Origin of the sequence: Aminobacter sp. J41, assembly GCF_000526635.1 — a bacterium.
Classification (GTDB): Bacteria; Pseudomonadota; Alphaproteobacteria; order Rhizobiales; family Rhizobiaceae; genus Aerobium.
In genome coordinates, this window is the sequence record NZ_JAGL01000020.1 from 35143 (window position 1) to 54082 (window position 18940).

The 18940-nt window shown below is 64.2% G+C and carries 13 protein-coding genes; 7 read left to right on the forward strand and 6 right to left on the reverse strand.

Annotated elements, in window-relative coordinates; translation table 11 throughout:
* Positions 1–79: 79 nt before the first annotated feature.
* The 5 genes from L630_RS0114010 to bcsN form a co-directional block, all read right to left on the reverse strand.
* Entirely contained in the window at positions 80–2302 is a 2223-nt protein-coding gene (locus L630_RS0114010; protein ID WP_024848877.1) for a hypothetical protein, read from the reverse strand.
* Positions 2293–3327 carry a glycosyl hydrolase family 8 gene (locus L630_RS0114015; RefSeq protein ID WP_245263741.1) on the reverse strand — a complete coding sequence of 345 codons (1035 nt, stop codon included), beginning with the start codon at positions 3325–3327 and terminating at the stop codon, positions 2293–2295. The genes L630_RS0114010 and L630_RS0114015 overlap by 10 nt, the downstream gene beginning before the upstream one ends.
* Positions 3324–5636 carry a cellulose biosynthesis cyclic di-GMP-binding regulatory protein BcsB gene (locus L630_RS0114020; protein WP_024848879.1) on the reverse strand — a complete coding sequence of 771 codons (2313 nt, stop codon included), beginning with the start codon at positions 5634–5636 and terminating at the stop codon, positions 3324–3326. Before L630_RS0114020 ends, L630_RS0114015 begins: the two co-directional genes overlap by 4 nt.
* The gene (gene bcsA, locus L630_RS0114025; protein ID WP_024848880.1) at positions 5636–7831 is read right to left on the reverse strand and encodes a UDP-forming cellulose synthase catalytic subunit; all 2196 of its coding nucleotides are present in this window, start codon (positions 7829–7831) and stop codon (positions 5636–5638) included. The genes L630_RS0114020 and bcsA overlap by 1 nt, the downstream gene beginning before the upstream one ends.
* A 161-nt stretch (positions 7832–7992) precedes the next feature.
* The gene (gene bcsN / locus L630_RS0114030) at positions 7993–8943 is read right to left on the reverse strand and encodes a cellulose biosynthesis protein BcsN (RefSeq protein WP_024848881.1); all 951 of its coding nucleotides are present in this window, start codon (positions 8941–8943) and stop codon (positions 7993–7995) included.
* A gap of 197 nt (positions 8944–9140) precedes the next feature.
* On the opposite strand from bcsN, the gene L630_RS21485 reads away from it, so the two are divergent.
* Positions 9141–9476 (forward strand): DUF982 domain-containing protein, encoded by a 336-nt coding sequence (locus L630_RS21485; protein WP_024848882.1) that lies wholly within the window; start codon positions 9141–9143, stop codon positions 9474–9476.
* 308 nt (positions 9477–9784) lie between these two features.
* Here the strand turns inward: L630_RS21485 and L630_RS0114040 are convergent, their stop codons facing one another.
* Positions 9785–10576: an IclR family transcriptional regulator gene (locus tag L630_RS0114040; protein ID WP_024848883.1), complete on the reverse strand. Its 792-nt coding sequence runs from the start codon at positions 10574–10576 to the stop codon at positions 9785–9787.
* A gap of 262 nt (positions 10577–10838) precedes the next feature.
* Between L630_RS0114040 and L630_RS0114045 the strand changes: the two genes are divergently transcribed.
* From L630_RS0114045 to L630_RS0114070, 6 genes are all read left to right on the forward strand, one after another.
* A complete protein-coding gene (locus tag L630_RS0114045; RefSeq protein ID WP_245263743.1) occupies positions 10839–13457 on the forward strand; it encodes a DNA translocase FtsK in 2619 nt (872 codons plus the stop codon).
* 359 nt (positions 13458–13816) lie between these two features.
* The gene (locus L630_RS0114050) at positions 13817–14893 is read left to right on the forward strand and encodes a transporter substrate-binding protein (RefSeq protein ID WP_024848885.1); all 1077 of its coding nucleotides are present in this window, start codon (positions 13817–13819) and stop codon (positions 14891–14893) included.
* Entirely contained in the window at positions 14890–15501 is a 612-nt protein-coding gene (locus tag L630_RS0114055; protein ID WP_024848886.1) for an ANTAR domain-containing protein, read from the forward strand. The genes L630_RS0114050 and L630_RS0114055 overlap by 4 nt, the downstream gene beginning before the upstream one ends.
* Complete coding sequence (locus tag L630_RS0114060; protein WP_024848887.1) at positions 15476–16375, forward strand: ABC transporter permease; 900 nt, start codon at positions 15476–15478, stop codon at positions 16373–16375. The genes L630_RS0114055 and L630_RS0114060 overlap by 26 nt, the downstream gene beginning before the upstream one ends.
* Positions 16375–17295: an ABC transporter permease gene (locus tag L630_RS0114065; RefSeq protein ID WP_024848888.1), complete on the forward strand. Its 921-nt coding sequence runs from the start codon at positions 16375–16377 to the stop codon at positions 17293–17295. The genes L630_RS0114060 and L630_RS0114065 overlap by 1 nt, the downstream gene beginning before the upstream one ends.
* Positions 17296–17323: 28 nt before the next feature.
* A complete protein-coding gene (locus L630_RS0114070) occupies positions 17324–18940 on the forward strand; it encodes an ABC transporter substrate-binding protein (protein ID WP_024848889.1) in 1617 nt (538 codons plus the stop codon).

The following is an 18940-nucleotide window of genomic DNA, read 5'->3' on the forward strand; positions in this document are numbered from 1 at the left end:
GAGCACAAAGAGGTCAACAAGCGCTGAACTTGATTGGTCTGCCCGTTGAGGGGAGCATCCGCGAGGGTACTTTTGCCCCCTACCCCCCGTTCATCAGGTTTCGCAGGTCGGCAAGGCCGCGGATTGCGTCGCGGCTGCCGGTGCCGGCGGCGGCTTCGAAGACGCGCTTGGAGTCGGACAGACGCCCGAGCTTCATGTAGGCGTAGCCGCGCAGGACCATCAGGTCGATACGTTCGGGCGCGATTTGGGCGCGCTGGTCGAGCGCGATGATCGCTTCGACATAGCGGCCGCGCTCAAAGGCACCGAGGGCGCGTTCGGCGAGGATGCTGGTCTGCAGCTCCTGTGCCCGCGCTTGCGACTGCGGCGCCCTCGTTGCAGAAACGGCAGCGTTGTCGATCAGACCTGCTCGCAAATATGCAAGGCTCTGGCCGTAGGAAGCGTCGCGGCGAACCTGTTCGCTGCGGCTGCGCAATGCGACATCAAAGGCCTTCGCCGCCTCGATCGGGCGATTTGCGTCCATAAGACACCAGCCACGGTTGAGCGCAGCTTCAGGACTGAGACTTTCCGGATGGATCTGGCCGGCGCAGCTGCGACGTGAAGCGGAGGCGGCGGGCGCCGCTTTCTGCGCAGCAGGTGCCGTTCGGCGCACCGTCTGTACGGGCTGGGTAGGCTGAGAAGGTTGGGCTGGCTGAGCTGCCTGCACGTTGGTTGTTACGACGGCGCGAGGTGCTGGTTGCGTTGGCGCCAGAGCGAGCGGCTCCTGAGCTGTTGAGAGGCGGGGCGCAACCGGTGCCGGCTCCGTCACGGCGACACCGACGAGCTGGATTCGCTCGGAGCGTCCTGCCCACTGCCGCTTGATTTCCGCAAGCTCGGCTGCCTCTCCGAACAGGTGATAGGTAAGTGCCAGCCCATAGGCCGACGGCTCGTCGTCGGGGCTCCAGGAAAGCGCCGTCAGGAACCAGGCCTTTGCCGTGGTGTGCTGCTCGAAGGCGCGGGAATACCAGCCGAGCTGGCGGGCGCCCTCGACATAGCGTGACGAGGCAACTTCGGCGACGATGCGGTTAAGCACCTCGCTCGTCAGCAGCGGGCGCGGTTCGGTGCCAAGCAGGTTTGCCGCTGCGGCGAGATAGACAACGCGCGTGTTGTCGCTCGTGCCGCGCCAGCGGAACATCAGCTCCTCCGCTTCGGCGAAGGCATTTCGCTCGATCAGGGCCAGCGCCAGTCCTTCGGCGGCGTCAGCCGATGGCTCGCCGTCGAGTGCCATGCGGAACCACTTCTCCGCTTCGATGTGGTTCTTGCGCTGCAGATAGTACCAGCCAAGCAGGCGTGCGTCGGACGGGAGCTTGTCGGCTTCGGCAAGCCGCTCGACGCGCTTTAGCTCCTCGGCGGGGACCGCCGCTTCGGCATCTTTGCTGCCCCTGGCCACCGCGTCGCGGGCGAGATCGTCCCGGATAGCGGCGAACTCGCCCTTGCCGTCGCTGTCGAACCGCTCGAGCGTGAGCAGGTCTGCAATATTCGTCTGCGTCAGCAGCAGCGAGGCGTTTTGCATGGTCGCAACGCGCTCATTGGTGTTTTCGCAGTTCGAGAGAATGTACTTGTATGCATCGTAGGCCCGGGGCTCGCGTTCCGTGCGGGCAAATGCCTCGGCTACGCGCCAGAGCACGTCCACCTCACTGCAGGTGAGGAGCTGCGGGTTGTCCGACGCAACCGAGATGACTGTGGCGTACTGGTCGAGGTTGGAAGCGTTGATGAGGCGGTCGCGCGCCTCGGCCAGCGCGAGCCGGTCCGTCAGGTCCGTCGGCGGCGTCCAGCCCGGTTCGGCGGCCTGGCGCTCGGCGATCTTCTGGCGTACTTCGCCGAGCTTGCCTTCGGAATAGAGCTGCCAGATTTCCTCCAGCGCGGTGTCAGTTTTCACCGGCGTAGCAAGAGGATCGGCGGGCGGCGTCCAGTTCGGATAGAGCGCTCGCAGACGCGCGATCTCGATCTCCAGGCGGCGCTTGTCGCCCTGGCGTGCAAAGTAACGCAGCGCGGATTCATCGACTTCCGGCGGCGCTGCATCCTGGGCCTGCTGCGCGAGCGGTGCCGGCTGGAGGTCCGCTTGTGCCAGCAGCTGAGGCTCGCCGGCTTCCTCGTCGTCGAAAATCGCCGCAGCGGCCGGGGTGGTTCCGGTTACCTCCAGCGACACCATAGGAGCGTTCGGGTCCCAGTAGTGGCGGATCTGCGCAAAGGCGGTCGTGCCCAGCAAGAGCGACAGAGTGGCCGCGCCGATGGCGACAGACTTCACCGAGGTTGTCAGAGACATTCGGGCCGGTCCTCCCTGATGTGGGACAGTGCAAGAAGTTGCAGAGTGGAAGGATAGTAAACAGTCGGGCGGAAGCTGCGAAGTTCTTCAGGAATTTTCACGCGATCGACAACACAACTCGCAAGCGCGGAGATGATCCGGTAGCCGGGATCATCAAGCTGGGCAGCGATCTTGCCGTTGACGGCGTCGATCAGGGTGATTTCTCCGTTAGGGCCGGTCATGCCATCGCGCAGCCGGCGCAGCAGCTCGGCATCGTTTTCCAGAGCACGCATCAGATAGAGCGGAATGCGGATGGCGTTGTAGCCGAACATCGCTGGAAAGCCGTTCGCGCTCTTCGGCGCATTCGCCAGCGAGACCCACTCGGCCGGAAGCCTGCGCTCGCCGATCTGCGTCTTGCGGATCAGCCGCTTGCCGCTTTCGGAAAGCCTCATCCAATCGGTTTCGGGTGCAATGCGTGCGAGGACAGGGAAGGCCTCGAACACCCAGTAGGACGGGTTGACCACCGGTCCGTCGCGGCGCGCCTTCGGGCCAAAGCCGCCGACGCCGGGAAGCAGCAGTAGCTCGCCCTGGTGCTCGAAGACCGAAGTGCGCCCTAGCGCCCGCGCGATGGTGCGCGCGTTCCGGGTAAAGCGCTGATCGTGCCAGGCGGCACCCGCAAGCGCCAGCGCGTAGGCGATCAGGATGTCGCCGTCGGCGGCGTTGTTGAGGTCGGTGATGTGAGGCGTCGCCCATGGCTCCCACTTCCAGGCGGCGAGACTGTCGTCGCGCAGCAGGAGTTCGCGTTCGGTAAAAGACCAGATCCGCTCGAAATCGGCGCGGTTGCCGGCAAGGTAGGCGAGCAAGAGGCCATAGCCCTGCCCCTCGCTGTGCGAGATGCCGCCATTGCCATCATCGATCACCCGGCCTTCTTGCGACACGAAGCGATCGGTGTAGGCCGACCATTCCTCGGAAGTGATCTTCGCATTGGCGAGCGAGGGTGCCATGCCGGTCACAAGAATGAGCGCCAGGAGCAGCTTGCGGATCAATGACGTCTCCCCGATCGCGAGAGCAGCGCGGAGGTCGCGATGCCGACAAGGAAGCAGGTCGCCACCAGCACCAGGGAGTATGACAGGATGTTGCTCGACAGCCAATTCGCGACGATGAGACGGAAGTTGTTGATCGAAACGGGCTGCGTCTCGACGAACTTCTGCGTGGTTGCGGGCAGCGCGCTGATGGTTTCCTCGTCATTGTCGAGATTGGCGAGCCGACCGGAAAGACGCGTCCAGTTGGGTAGCCTTGAAATTGCGCTGACGCCCTCCTGCAGCATCTGCGTATCCGGTGCGGAGACCAGCGTCCAAACGCCGTTGCCTGCCGGATTGATGCCTTGCGCGACCATCACCTGAGCCGGGCGGGACGGAACGAACGGCGGCTCGGAGGACGGGACGAAGCGAAGGTCGCTAAGGTTCAGCTCAAAGGTGCGGTCGAACCATTCCTCGATGTCGCGGAACCAGTTGCGCGCGCCCATCTGTTCGCGCCAGGCCTGCGGATCGGCCTGCGCGGCATCCGTCGCAAGCGGGACGCCGCCATGCGAGGCGACCCAGTGGCTGCGTGCCTCCTCGGAGACGTTGACCTGCGACAGCACCGGGGACGGGATCGTATTGATCGAGCCAATGAAAATGGCGTCGCGGTCGCGGAGCGTGTCTATCGAGGTCGTCAGTGTTACCGGCATGGCGCGGCCGGCGCTGAGAGCCATGCGGGCAAGCAGATCCGCCGCTACCGACAGGGTCGGCGCGTCGTTGCGCTCGGTGACGACAGGGACCGGCTGTTCCGCTTGCGAGTACGGATACCCCGTGCCGCTGAGAGCAGCGAGGTTCGGGCTTTGGCCGATGCGGGCGAAGGCCGGCACGACAAAGCGCGAGCTGTTGAAGATCGCGAAGCGCGGCTGGTCGCCCGTCAGGCCAGCCGCCGCGCAAGCCTCATCCTCCGCGGTGCGCAGCGTCGCGACGACCCGGATCTCGTTGAGGCCCGGCTTGAAGTGCCGCATCGTCATGCGCAGCGGCAGCTTCTCGAGAACCGCGCCGCGATCGTCGTTGAGCGGCATCGAGATCGCGATCGAGTCGTTGACGTAGACATTGATCAGGCTGCCCGGCAGAACGCCTTGGGCATAGGCGGCATCCAGCAGGATCTGCGCTTCGCCGTAGGAGCCGGCGTAGAAATCGGACGGAACCGAGAACTGGAAGCTGGTGCTGAAGTTGCGGCCCGAGAAGCTCTCGGAGCGCACACCGAGCTCGCTGAAGGTCAACTCGCGCGCGCCGTAGATCATCGGCGCGTTCGGCAGCCGCCAGGCTTCAGTCGTGACGGCTTCGCGGCGGGTACCAGCGGAGCGGTCGAGAGGGGCCAGCATGCCGTCGAGCGCCTCTAGCCATTCGCCGCGCGTCTGACCGCTGACGATGAAGGTCGGTATGCCGTCCGGCTGTTCGGCGAACGTTGCGATGGGACCGGTAGCCCCCGCCGGCAAGTCGACACCGAGTGCCTCAAGCTCATCGCGTTCGCCGATGAACACGCGCAGGCTCGCATTTTCCTGCTCGTCCGAGGGTGCCGCGTCGATGACGTAGTTGAGATCTGGCAGGGGCTGGTAGAGCGCGATGGTCTGCGCGAGCTTCAGGATGTCGGCACCGATGTCGTTGCGCGACATGCCGGGCGCCACGATGGCGATGGTGGCACGGCCGGAAGTGTCCGGCGCTATGGCGCGCAGGTCCTCGACCGCCGAGAGCCTGGAAAGCGAAAGATCGTCGGATACGAGATAAGTCTGCGCGGCATTGACCGAGGTCCACAGCTCATAGGTCGAGTCGATGGTGCAGTCAGTGCGGTGGCGCTGGCTCACGCGCAGCGACACCTCGTTGCGGCCAGCGCGCAGCAGACCCGCAGGCACGTCGACCTCGATGACGCCGACGCCATCGGCCGAGCGGATCGGCGTCTCGATAACGACGGAATCGTTGATCAGGAGCTGCAGACGCGACACTTCCGGCGCCACGACGATCGCGTTGCTGTAGCCGAGGTGCAGGCGCATGGGAGCGGATGCCTGCGCATTGGTGAGATGCAGCGCCCAGCTACGCGAGGCGATTTCACCCTGCAGCATGATGTCACCGGTCGGCAGCAACGGCCGGCGGAATTCGGCGGACTGCACGTCCCCAGGCTGTGGTGCCGGAGTCTCGATGCCCAAATCTTCTGGCGGGAGCGAGGAATCGGGAGCGAGCTCGGACCGCTCCGGCGTCATGTCGAAAGGCGTCGGCTGTGCTGAAAGCGCGGTAGTTGCCGAGAGTGCGATGAGGAATGCGAGTGGGAGGCGCTTCATCACCGGGCGCTCCTCGGTTGGGGGAGCGGCTGTGGCGCTGGCTCCGACGACCGCAGATAGCGGACGAGGTAAGTGAGGCCGCGCCAGGTCTGGTAGAACGCAAGCTGCAGGAACCACAGCGTTCCGCCGACCACGCCTGGATTGCGCCGGCGCGATTCCTGAAACTGCGACCATTGCTCCGGATTGGCGAACACAAGGTCCGCGGCGTACCGGTGATGATCTGCGGCCGAGCGGACGTACTGGCAGCCGAGCACGAAGGTGTCGCCTTCCTTGGACTGGTTGCGCACGACGATCGGCAGTTCGCCAATTTCGGCGCCCGAAAGCAGTTGGAAGCGGATGGCGGTCGTCCCTTGGGCCACGAAATCGGGGGTGTCAGCGCCGTAGACGCGCACGCGCGCGCCGTTTACCGACACGTCCTCGATGGTCGCGGGCAACCATGCATTGTCGTGGCCGAACTCGCAGCGGCGATTGACCTTGATGCGTCGCGTGCTGCTCCACTCGCGACGCTCGGAGACAACGCCGAGGGCGCATCCGGCGAGGATCAGGTTGAGAAGGTTCCAGCCGCCGACGACGAGCGTGACGTCAGCCTTCCATGGCTCGGCATAGATGCGCCAGGCCGAAACTCCAACGGCAATCAGCAGGACAGCGAAGATGACGAAGAACGGACGGCTCAGCTCCGACAGGCGGTTGGTCGAGATCGACTCGTCCTTGGCTGTGACCTTGAAGGTTGGCTTGCGCGGATTGAGCATCACCGAAACCACCGCCGGCAGCAGATGTACCGACTGGATGTATTCGTAGAGCTCTGAGATCCATGGCCAGCGGAAGCGACCGTAGAGGTAGTTCTGTATCATCAGGTTCACGGCGATGTAGCTCAGCGTGTAGGCGAAGAACTCACCGCCGGAGGCTGTGAACACCTGAAGGTCGAAGAACAGATAGCAAAGCGGGGCGAACAGGAAGATCGTGCGCGGGAACGGGAACAGCCAGAACAGCGTCGATGACATGTAGCAGAGGCGCTGCGGCAGGGTCAGTCCGCGCTTGAGCAGCGGGAAGCGGAAGCGCAGGATCTGCATCATGCCCTGGGCCCAGCGGCTGCGCTGGCCGATCAGCGAGGCGAAGGACGCCGGCTGCAGGCCAGCGATCAGCGGCTTGTCAACATAGATGCTGTTCCAGCCGCGCGAATGCAGCTCGATGGCTGTCTCGCAGTCTTCTGTGATCGACGTGCCGGAAAAGCCGTTGGTTTCCTCCAGCGCTTTGCGGCTGAGCACCGCGGCCGAGCCACAGAAGAACGAGGCGTTCCACTTGTCGAGGCCGCGCTGGATAACGCCGTAGAACATCTCGTTTTCCGACGGCATCTTCTCGAAGGTACGCAGGTTGCGCTCGAGCGGGTCCGGATTGAGGAAGAAGTGCGGGGTCTGCACGAGGAAGAGCTTCGGGTCTTCCTTGAAGTAGCCGACCGTCTCGCGCAGAAAGCTGCGCGTCGGGGCATGGTCGGCGTCGAAGACCGCGATCAGTTCGGAATCGGAATGGGCAAGGCCGTTGTTGAGGTTGCCGGCCTTTGCGTGCTCGTTGCGCTCGCGGGTCAGGTATTTCGCGCCGAGTTCGACGCAGAGCTTCTGCAACTCGACGTGCCGCTTCTGTGCGGCTTGGGCGGTCTGCACGTCGTCGGAATTGCGCTTCTGCACGGTGCCGCCGTCATCAAGCAGCCAGACTGTGACGCGGTCCTGTGGGTAGTCCATCGCTTTTGCTGCCGCGATTGTGTCGGCCAGCATGCGCGAGCTTTCGTCATAGGTCGGGATGAAGACGTCAACGCGCGGCAGTTCCTCGTCGTTGACAAGTGCGGGGGCGCGCGGCGGCAGCGGTTTGGCAACGATGAAGAGGCTGAGGAACAGCATGATCACGCTGTACATCTCGGCGATGTACAGGAGGAGGCCGGGGATGAAGTTCTCCAGCTGGCTGGTGGGCGGAATGGTGCTGGTCGTGCGCCAGTAGACATAGCGCAGCACCATCGCGACACCGAGAGCGAGCGCGATGACCCTCCACGTACCGTCGAGGCGCAGCAGCTTCATCGTGATCATGATCGCGAGGATGATGCCGCCGAGGACCAGGTGAGTCTGGAGATTGATCGGCAGCGACACGATGAAGATCATGCACGCGGCCAGCACGGCCCACACCGCGCCGACAACGAAATTACTCATAAAAATACTCGCGTCCTGATGACGTGTTTGCCACGCGAATGTGGCCGTGCTCTCGGTCTAGTGCAACTGTGGCGCTAAAATGTCGCCAGACGTAGAGCGGATATCTTCCAAGCTTACCCATGGTTAAGACTTTGTTATCTGACCATGGGGAAGCTCGGGGTTTAGTTACCAAAGCCGGGCGGCGGCGGCACTTGCGGGACAGCCTGCGGTGTTGCAGTGCCCGGAGGCGGCGGCACTATCGGTGCGTTTGCCGGAACCGTTGGAAGCACCGGAGCTGTTTGTTGAGCGGGCGCTGATGCAACCGCCGGTCGTGGCGTCGGCCTCGGCGTCCTTTCCTCAACGGGTGCCGCAACGGTAATCTGGGCGGCGCCCGTGAGCCCCTTGGGGTGGATCGGTTGACCGGTCGTGCCCAAACGGGGGTCGGCCGCCGGTGCCGTGCCGTAGGGGTTCCAGGTCTCGCCGGCAATAGCCGACTTGATGGTGTAGCCGTACATGACGGCCAGCAGCCCTTCCTCGGTCGCCCCGGTCTGGCAGAGCCGCAGGCGTACCTGTATCGAACCGCGCGTCGCTACGGTTGCGTCGGAGCGCGTTCCGGCAAGACGCTGCCATGCGTAGACGCAGAGGTCGCCGGAACTGCTGCGTCCCGTCGCGTATCCAAACGGGCCGTAAGCGTTCTGGGCGAAGAGCGGTGAGCGAACCATCGAAACGCCAGGTAGCGCCCTGCGCATCTCTCGGTCGATGGACCCTTCCGTTGGCGGATAGTCCGTGAGCGTCGTGTCGCCGCGGCTGGAGCCCATCGGCCCGAAGAACTGGACGCGCAGCGTGTTCTGTCCGGGCACGGTGGACGAGGTCGCGAGCACGATGTCCTGCTGGATGGCGTTGGCAAAGATGCGCTCGATGACGCTGACCACCGCCGGGCCGCCGGGAGGTGGCAGGGCCAGTGCCGCTGTAAGGTCACGCTCATGCGACAGCGACGAATCCTCGATGCGGACGGGTTGCTGAGCGCAGCCGGCGATGGCGATCGCAAGGGTGGCAGTCGATGCGAGAGCGAGAGGCCGCGCGATCCGGGCTGCAACCTGGAGCCCGCGGAAAATGAAATGGGGTGCTGCCATGCCTGCGAATCAGTTCAGCCTTGAGATGTCCGATGTTTAGCGCGTGTTAACCATGCGAGGAAGCCCTGTCGCGATCTGGCCGGATTGCACCTCCCTTCGGCGGTCTTGAACTCGGCGCGGCAGGGGCCCAGATCAGTCATGGCCGGATCCAGCGTCCGGTTACTTGCTCTTGTTGACGTTTGCACAGAGAGGAAGTGATGACTGATATTGCATTCCCATCCCCCGTGGTGCTGCGCATGCCGAGTGGTGGCGAACGAAAGGTCGCCACGAGCTTCGAGGCTCTAGAGTGCCTTGAGCGCGAATGGCCCCAGTGGGCCCGCGGTCGCCGCTGGCGCAGCGCGATGACCGTCTGCCGCGACGCCCTCGATGGCTGGCGCACGGCCGCTGATGCCCAGCGCAGCTTCGTGAAAGCGGCTACTGGGGCTGGGCTCATTCAGAACAGCAAGCAGGCGCGACGTGTACGCAAAGCGAGCCTGATGCCTGCGGCTGAAGTCAGGCGCATCGGCCTTTCGGGCCTGCCTGCCGACGCTTGAGTTCTGACGGGTGGGGCGCTGTGCGAGCTGCGGCGTCCTTGCCCAAATTTCGTGACAATCGCGCGGCAACTCATGCCGCTATGACGCAGCGGAAGTAGCTGGTCCTGACGTTCGGAGGTTGAAGTTGTCTCGCTTGCTGTACTGCCCCTCGTGCCATGCCCAACGGCCGAAGGCTGCAACCCGGTGCCCGTACTGCCGCAATACCTATGGCCCTGCCGCGAGTGTGCCGGAACACCTCTTCGCAGACCCTAGCGGCGAGAGCTTTCTTGTCGGCCAGAAGGCCGAGCGCGTGCAAGCCGCAGCCTAGATCACACCTCGGCGGAGCTCTGCTTCATCAGCGGTGAAGCATTGCCGACAACGGACAACTCCGCCGCGGCACGCAGCAAGTTGGGCGCAAGCTCCCGCATCCGTTTCTCGGTGAACCGCACTGCAGGGCCGTAGATCGACACCACAGCGCGGGCTTCGCCATCGTCCTCGCGCACGGGGGCGGCCATGCCGTTCATCCCCACCGCATAGGTCTCGAGAGTTAGCGCATAACCCGCCTCGCGAGCGGCATTCAGGCGCTGGAGGAGGTCGAGCATGGTGAGAGGCGCGTTGGGACCATACTCGCCCGGCTTGGCGAACCCCTGTTTTGCAACGAGCTCAAGCGCCTGCTCGTCGCTCAGCGTCATTAGCCAGGCGATACCGGAGCTTGAGGAAGCCAGATGCGCATCTGCGCCCATGTCCGGGTCGTAGATGAGCCCGTTGCGCGCGCCCTGCGACTTCGCCACCCAGGTGAGATTCCGTCCGCTGACTATGCTGAGGCGGACCAGCTCTCCGCTCTCGGCCGCGAGCCGGTCGAGCACCGGCTGGGCGAGATCGACGATGCCGCTGTCGCTGAGATAGCTGAGCCCGAGAGCCACCAGTTTCGTCGAGAGGTAGTAATCGGCGTGCTCACGGTCCTGGCGAACATATTCGAGCCGTACCAGATCCTTCAGCAGCCGATGGGTGCCGCTTGGCGGGATCTCGAGCTTGTCGGCGATGTCGCGCAGTGCCAGGCCCTTTGGGGACTTCGCCAGCAGTTCCAGAATGGCCAGCGAACGCTCTAGCACACTACTCATAGGCTCTCCCGCGACTTACTGATTTAGCCCAACCTTAGACGATCGCTGCGAAAATTGGAATGATATTCCGAAGCGGAAGAAGGTTTAATGTATGTCGGCAACGTCTTTCCCCACCTGACGCAGGGTAAGGAACTTCTGTGCGGGTGGCCACGGTTTAGGGAGGAAGTCCAGAGACTTTTATCGATTTTGGAAGGTCCTGTTAACCAACCTTTCCTATCCCTCAAGGGGCCAATCCAGTCGTGAGTCTATGAGTATGTCTTCCATGCGTTCACCCAGGTCCAGTCCGTTGGAGATCGTTGCGCGGAACGACGCGCTTCCGCCGCGTTCAGAGGCGTCTCAGGACTCCGCTACGGCGGACGACAACCAGCCGCCGGCATGGGACAACTACTTCTATATCGCGCCGAATGTGCGCTTCACCCGCACGCCTGACCGGATGCTGCGTCGCAACTCGGAAGAGAAGGCTGCACAGCAGCAGCCTGCGCAGCAGACGACCTCGCCTGCGCGTCCTCCCTTCGCGCCGGCTCCGACTCCCGCGCGTGCGATGATGCCGGTCACCCCCACGCAGCCGGTCCAAGAAGTTTCGGAGGAGCCGCAGGTTGCGCACGTCGCTCCGGCCCCGATTCCTTCACCCGCACCGGCTCCGGTCCAGCCACAGGCACAGGTCGTCCGCCCGGCAGCGGCGGTTCACGCAAACCCGGCCTATGTGCCCCCGTCGCAGCCGATGCGACCCGTGCAGCATGTCCAGCCGGCGCCGCGTCCGGCAGTTCCCGTCGTGCAGACTGAGGCTCCCGCCCCGCAGCCTGCCCCCGCCGCTCCTGTTGTCCGGCAGGTTGCGACCTCTCAGTCTGTCCAGCAGCCCATGGTGCAGCAGCCGCAGGCCCACCAGCCTGCAGCGTCTGCGTGGTCGTACCTATCCGACTTTGCATTCTTTGAGCTGGCGGGTCCCGCAACCGGTGTTCCGGCCGATGAACCGGAAGCGATCGTGCCGCCAGCAGTGGTGGCACAAGAAGCGCCCGTCGTCGTGCAGGCTCCCCTGCCCCCGCAGCAACCCGCCCCGGCGCCGGCCGCCCGGGTCGTGCCGATGCAGCCGGTGGATATCGCCTCGCTCTACCGCGTGATCGAGTGTGCCGTTGGGCAGACGCCGTTCGCCCCAAAGCAGGAGGAGGTTCATCAGACTGACGCTGTACAGCAGGTCGAGCCGGACGTGGCCCCTGCCGTCGCAGAAGCGCCTGCCCCTGCTCCGGAGCCGCTTCGCACTGCTCCTGCACCCGTCGCGCCGATGATGCGCGCGCCGTCGCTGCCGATGGCGGGCCCGGTCTCGGCTGCGCATTCGCGTGATGACTACGAGTTCCCGTCCGCGGAATTCCTCCAGCTGCCGCCGGAAGGCCAGGGCTTTTACATGTCGCAGGAGCGACTGGAGCAGAATGCTGATCTGCTCGAGAGCGTCCTGCAGGATTTTGGCGTTCGCGGTGAAATCATCCACGTTCACCCCGGTCCGGTCGTCACGCTCTATGAGTTCGAGCCCGCGCCGGGCGTGAAGTCGAGCCGCGTCATTGGTCTCGCCGAGGACATCGCCCGCTCCATGTCGGCGATCTCCGCTCGCGTCGCCGTGGTTCCCGGCCGCAACGTTATCGGCATCGAGCTGCCGAATGAGAGCCGAGAGACCGTTTATCTGCGCGAGCTCATCGAGTGCGAGGGCTTCCGCGACAGCAGCTACAAGCTCGCCGTCTGCCTCGGCAAGACGATCGGCGGCGATCCGGTCATCGCGGAACTCGCTAAGATGCCGCATCTGCTCGTTGCTGGTACCACCGGCTCGGGCAAGTCGGTCGCGATCAACACCATGATCCTGTCGCTGCTCTACCGCCTGAAGCCGGAAGAGTGCCGCCTGATCATGGTCGATCCGAAGATGCTGGAGCTGTCCGTCTATGACGGCATCCCGCACCTCCTGACCCCCGTCGTTACCGATCCGAAGAAGGCCGTCACCGCCCTCAAGTGGGCCGTGCGCGAGATGGAAGACCGCTATCGCAAGATGGCTCGCCTCGGCGTGCGCAACATCGATGGCTTCAACCAGCGCGCCAAGATCGCCCGCGAGAAGGGCGAGGTCGTGACAATGCAGGTGCAGACGGGCTTCGAGAAGGGCACGGGCGAGCCGGTCTACGAGGATCAGGAAATCGACCTGACGCCGATGCCGTACATCGTCGTCATCGTCGACGAGATGGCCGACCTGATGATGGTTGCCGGCAAGGAGATCGAAGGCGCCATCCAGCGTCTCGCGCAGATGGCACGTGCCGCCGGTATCCACCTGATCATGGCAACGCAGCGTCCTTCGGTCGATGTCATCACCGGCACGATCAAGGCGAACTTCCCGACCCGCATCTCCTTCCAAGTGACGTCCAAGATCGACAGCCGAACCATCCTGGGCGAACAGGGTGCGGAGCAGCTGCTCGGCCAGGGCGACATGCTGCACACCGCAGGTGGCGGCCGCATCTCGCGTGTCCATGGCCCGTTCGTCTCGGACGAGGAAGTCGAGCGCGTCGTCGCCCACCTCAAGCTGCAGGGCCGTCCGGAATATCTCGATACCGTCACGGCGGACGAGGATGAGGAAATCGAGGAGGAAGAGGACGCGCCGGTCTTCGACAAGAGCGCGATGGGTTCCGAAGATGGCGACGACCTGTTCGACGAAGCCGTCAAGGTGGTCCTTCGCGACAAGAAGTGCTCGACCTCCTACATCCAGCGTCGTCTCGGTATCGGTTACAACCGCGCCGCATCGCTGGTAGAGCGGATGGAGAAGGAAGGTCTGGTTGGTGCGCCGAACCACGTCGGCAAGCGCGAGATCCTCGTTGGCAAGCGCGACGTGAAGCCGGCAAACGACGTCGACTAAGACGCCGGAAAAGCAGAATCAGAAACGGCGGCGGGGCTTGCCCCGCCGTTTCCTTATGCAGATTTAGCCGGTGCCTCGGGTCGGCCTGTGGATATCCGCGCAGTTGTCGCAACGTCATCCAGTGCTGCACTGACTAAATTTTGTGCGCGGACACGTTCGAGATTGTGCAACTGCGCAATCTTGTTGCTGCAGATGCCGATTTCGGCCCGAGCGTGGCGCATCTGAGGCCTTTCGGGCGCAATACTACTTCCCTACGCGCCTGCCTGACGCTAGAGTGCCTGCAGATATCGGCATCCGAGCCCCGTCCCGACCGCGCGCCGAGCGTGGGTCGGTGCGGGGTTTTTCACTTTGGGCACGGCATGAAGCGGGTCATTGACATAGGCGTTCTGTTCTCGCGCAGCGGCATCTACGCCGCCCTGGCGCGTGGCGCCTATACGGGCGTGCTGCAGGGCGTCGAGGAAGTGAACGCCGACGCCAGCCTCGACGTGGCGTTCCGCGTCATCGAGCGTGACCCGGAAGGCCGGCTCGACCGCTACGCGCCGCTCTGCCGCGAGATCCTGCGTACGTCCGAAGCGCGCCACATCTTCGGCTGCATCACCTCGGCGAGCCGAAAGGAAGTGATCCCGGAACTTGAGCGCTTTGACGGCGTCCTCTGGTACACGGTCCCTTACGAGGGTTTCGAGGCATCCGAACATGTCGCCTACATGCACGCGTGCCCGAACCAGCATCTGCTGCCGCTGCTCGACTGGGCGCTGCCGACGCTCGGCAGCCGCGCCTATCTCCTCGGCTCCAACTACATCTGGGGCTGGGAAATGGCGCAGATCGCGCGCGAGCGCATCGCTGCAGCCGGCGGCCACGTTTTGGCCGATCGCTACCTTGCGCTCGGCGACACCGAGCTCGACCACATCATCCAGGACATCCGCACGCTGAAGCCGGATTTCATCCTGAACTCCCTGGTCGGCGACAGCTCCTACGCCTTCCTCGCGCGCCTTGCAGAGCTGAAGCAGGATCCGGAGTTTGCCGACGGCATCCCGGTACTCTCCTGCAACTTCACCGAATGCGAGATCGAGGCTGCTGGCGACGCTGCCGAAGGACTGGTTTCGGTCGGGCCATGGTTCGAACCCGAGGGCGGCAGGGGCGGTTCGTTCCATGAGATGTCGCGCCTTGCGGTGCATGAACTCGCGAAGCTGTTGAACGGCCGTCCGGGCGCGGAGAATCTGCCGCTGTCGGAACTGCTGCATTCGGCCATCCGCTCCGGCTACACGCCCCGGATCGATCCGGCGCACCTGCATGCGGCCCAGCCGGCCATCATCGCCCGGCTGGAGAACAGCCGCTTCCGTGAGATCAAGCGCCTGCCGGCGCTGCGCGCCGATCCGTATCTCACACACCGCTCCCAGTCCTCGCAGGGCGGCTCCATGCTGAAGGTGGTGAAATGACGCGCATCAGGACGGAAAACCTCGGCGGCGCCACGGCCTGGATCCTGCACAGGCCGCACCCCTCGGTTCAGGGCCTGATCCGCCAGCTCGGCGTCATCGGGCTTGAGGCGCGCGAGGCCTGGCCAGAGCTTCCGGCCGAGTCGATCGGAGCTGACTTCATCTTCTATGATGCCGACATGGGCCATGACGAGCAGTTTCCCTGGGCGCCCGGCCAGTCGCCGATGCCGATGATCGCGCTGATCGGCTCCGAAGCGCCAGGCCGCTTGCGCTGGGCGATGGAGATGGGCGCGCATGCGCAGCTGTTGAAGCCGATGAGCGACAAGGGCGTCTATGCGGCACTGCTCGTTGCGCGCAGCAACTTCGATCGCGCCAAGGCCTCAGAGGCGCTTATCGCCGACCTGCAGAACCGGCTTTCTGCCCGCCAAACGATCGTCCGCGCCGTCATGATGTTCGTCATGAAGGGCAAGACCGAAGCCGAGGCCTACGACATTCTGCGCCAGACCGCGATGGCCTGGCGCGTCACCATCGAAACCGCCGCCGAGCGGCTGGTTGCGAACCATTCGAACGAGAGGGGCACCGACGATGGCAGACGCATCGATCTCGCCTGAACCCTTGGTCGTGCCGCCAAGCGGACCGTCCGTCCTGCGCAGGCTGATGCAGCGAAAGCTGGCGCTGCTGGGCCTGGTGATCGTCCTCATCTGCGTGGGCGGCGCGGTATTTGCCAAGTGGCTCGCACCCTACGACCCGTATGAGCAGTTCTTCGACGGCCTGACCATCGAGGGCGCGCCGCTGCCGCCGAACGAGACCTTCTGGTTCGGCACCGACCTGCTCGGCCGCGACCTGTTCTCGCGCATGCTGTTTGGCGCGCAGACCTCCCTAGTCATCGGCCTGGTCGCCAATGGCGTGGCACTCTTCATTGGCACGCTGGTGGGCGTAACGGCCGGCTATTTCCGCGGTGTCGTCGGCGCTGTGCTGATGCGTTTCACCGACCTGATGATGGCGTTTCCGGCGCTGCTGCTGGCAATCTGTTTGGCCGCGATTTTCTCGCCGTCGCTCTGGATCGTCGCGATGGTGATCGCCTTCGTGAACTGGGTGCAGACCGCGCGCGTGATCTTCACGCAGACATCCTCGCTCGCCGAACGCGACTACATCGCTGCCGAGAAGACGCTGGGCGCCGGGCACGGACGCATCCTCTTCAGGCACATCCTGCCGCACCTCATCCCGACTCTGATCGTGTGGGGCACGCTCGGCATCTCGACGACCGTGCTGCTCGAGGCAACGCTCTCCTTCCTCGGCATCGGCGTGCAGCCGCCGATTCCGTCCTGGGGCAACATCATCTTCGAGAACCAGACCTACTTCCAGTCGGCCCCGTGGCTCGTCTTCATCCCGGGCGCGGCGATCCTGCTCTTGGCGCTGGCCTTCAACCTGGTGGGTGACGCACTGCGCGACATTCTCGATCCGACACAGCAGGGGCGCGACTGATGGCAGCCTATATTCTCCGACGCCTTGTCCAGTCCGCGCTGATCCTGCTCGGCGTCTCGTTCATCACCTTCGTGCTGCTTTACGTGCTGCCTGCCGATCCGGTACGCCAGATCGCCGGCCGTTCGGCAACCGCCGCCACGGTCGAAAGCATCCGCCAGCAGCTCGGCCTCGATCAGCCGTTCCTCGTCCAGTACGGCAATTACCTGGTCAATCTGCTGCAGGGCGATTTCGGCCGCTCCTACCTGCAGAAGACCGAGGTTGCGCAGCTGCTAGTCTCGCGCTTGCCGGCAACGCTGATCCTGCTGGTCGCGGCGATCTTCTGCGAGCTGCTGATTGGCCTGCCGCTCGGCATCATCGCTGCGCTGAACCGCGGTAAGACCGTCGACAACGGCCTGATGCTGACGAGCTTTCTGACCGTCTCCGCGCCGCAGTTCGTGGTGGCACTGCTGCTGCTCTACGTCTTTGCGGTACGGCTCGGATGGTTCCCGATCGGCGGCTACGGCACCTTCGCGCACATCGTGCTCCCGGCGCTTACCCTCGGCATCCTCGGCTCCGGCTGGTACTCGCGCATCATGCGCTCGTCGATGGTCGACGTACTGCGCGCCGACTTCATCCGCACCGCGCGCGCCAAGGGCCTGAGCCGCAGCAAGGTCATCCTCGGCCATGCCCTGCCCAACGCGATCCTGCCGATCATCGCCATGATCGGCATCGACATCGGCCTGTTCATGTCCGGCATCGTGGTGGTTGAAAGCGTCTTCGGCTGGCCCGGCATTGGCCAGCTCGCCTGGCAGGCGATCCAGCGTGTGGACATCCCGATCATCATGGGCGTCACGCTCGTCTCGGCTTTCGGCATCGTCATCGGCAACCTGCTCGCCGACCTGATTTCGCCGCTCATTGATCCGCGCATCAAGCTGCGCTGAACCCGTCAACCCACAGGAGTAAAGCCCTATGAAGAAGCTTATCCTCTCCACCGCTCTGGCGAGCCTGATGGCCCTGCCGGCTTTCATGCCGGCTCAGGCCGAGGAGCCGACCTACGGCGGCAACATGGTCGTTACCTACAAGGACGACGTGGCAACCCTCGACCCGGCTATCGGCTACGACTGGCAGAACTGGTCGATGATCAAGTCGGTCTTCGACGGCCTGATGGACTACGAGCCGGGCACCACCAACCTGCGTCCGGGTCTCGCCGAGAGCTACGAGATCTCCGAAGACGGCGTGACCTACACCTTCAAGCTGCGACCCGGCGTCAAGTTCCACAACGGCCGCGAGCTGGTTGCCGAGGACGTCGTCTACTCGCTCAACCGCGTCGTCAACCCGGCCACGCAGTCACCTGGCCAGGGCTTCTTCTCGATGATCGAGGGCTTCAACGAGGCTGCTGCCGGCACGGCCGAGGGTCTGTCGGGCGTCTCCGCTCCGGATGCCAGCACGGTCGTCATCAAGCTGTCGCGCCCTGACGCGACCTTCCTGCACGTGATGGCGCTGAACTTCTCGTTCGTCGTCCCGAAGGAAGTCGTTGAGGAAGCTGGCGCCGACTTCGGCAAGAAGCCGGTTGGTACCGGCGCGTTCAAGCTGACCGAATGGACCCTTGGCCAGCGCCTCGTGTTCGAGAAGAACGCGGACTACTGGATCAAGGGCGTTCCGTATCTCGACGGCTTCACGGTTGAGGTTGGCCAGGAGCCGGTTGTGGCGCTGCTGCGTGCGCAGAACGGCGAAGTCGATATCCCGGGCGACGGCATCCCGCCGGCAAAGTTCGTCGAGGTCATGAAGGACCCGGCACAGGCGGCGCAGGTCGTCGAGGGCGGCCAGCTGCACACCGGCTACATCACCATGAACGTCACGCAGGCTCCGTTCGACAAGGTCGAGGTGCGCCGCGCCGTCAACATGGCGATCAACAAGGACCGCATCATCCAGGTCATCAACGGCCGCGCCGTGCCGGCGACCCAGCCGCTGCCGCCGTCCATGCCGGGCTACACCCAGGGCTACGAGGGCTACAAGTACGATCCGGAAGGCGCGAAGAAGCTCCTCGCCGAGGCCGGCTATGCTGACGGCTTCGAGACCGAACTCTACGTGATGAACACCGATCCCAACCCGCGTATCGCCCAGGCGATCCAGCAGGACCTCAAGGCGATCGGCATCAACGCCTCGATCAAGTCGCTCGCACAGGCCAACGTCATCGAGGCCGGTGGCGCAGGCAATGCTCCGATGATCTGGTCGGGCGGCATGGCCTGGATCGCCGATTTCCCGGATCCGGCAAACTTCTACTACCCGATCCTCGGCTGCGCCGGTGCGGTCGAAGGTGGCTGGAACTGGTCGAAGTACTGCAACGAAGAACTCGACATGATGGCTGCCCAGGCAGACTCCATGGTCGATCCGGCGAAGCTCGACGAGCGCCTGGCCAAGTGGTCCGAGATCTACATGAAGGTCATGGAAGACGCGCCGTGGGCACCGGTCTTCAACGAGCAGCGCTTCACGCTGCGCTCGGCGCGTATGGGCGGTGACGATGCGCTCTACGTCGACCCGGTCTCGATCCCGATCAACTACGACTACGTCTACATCAAGGAGTAG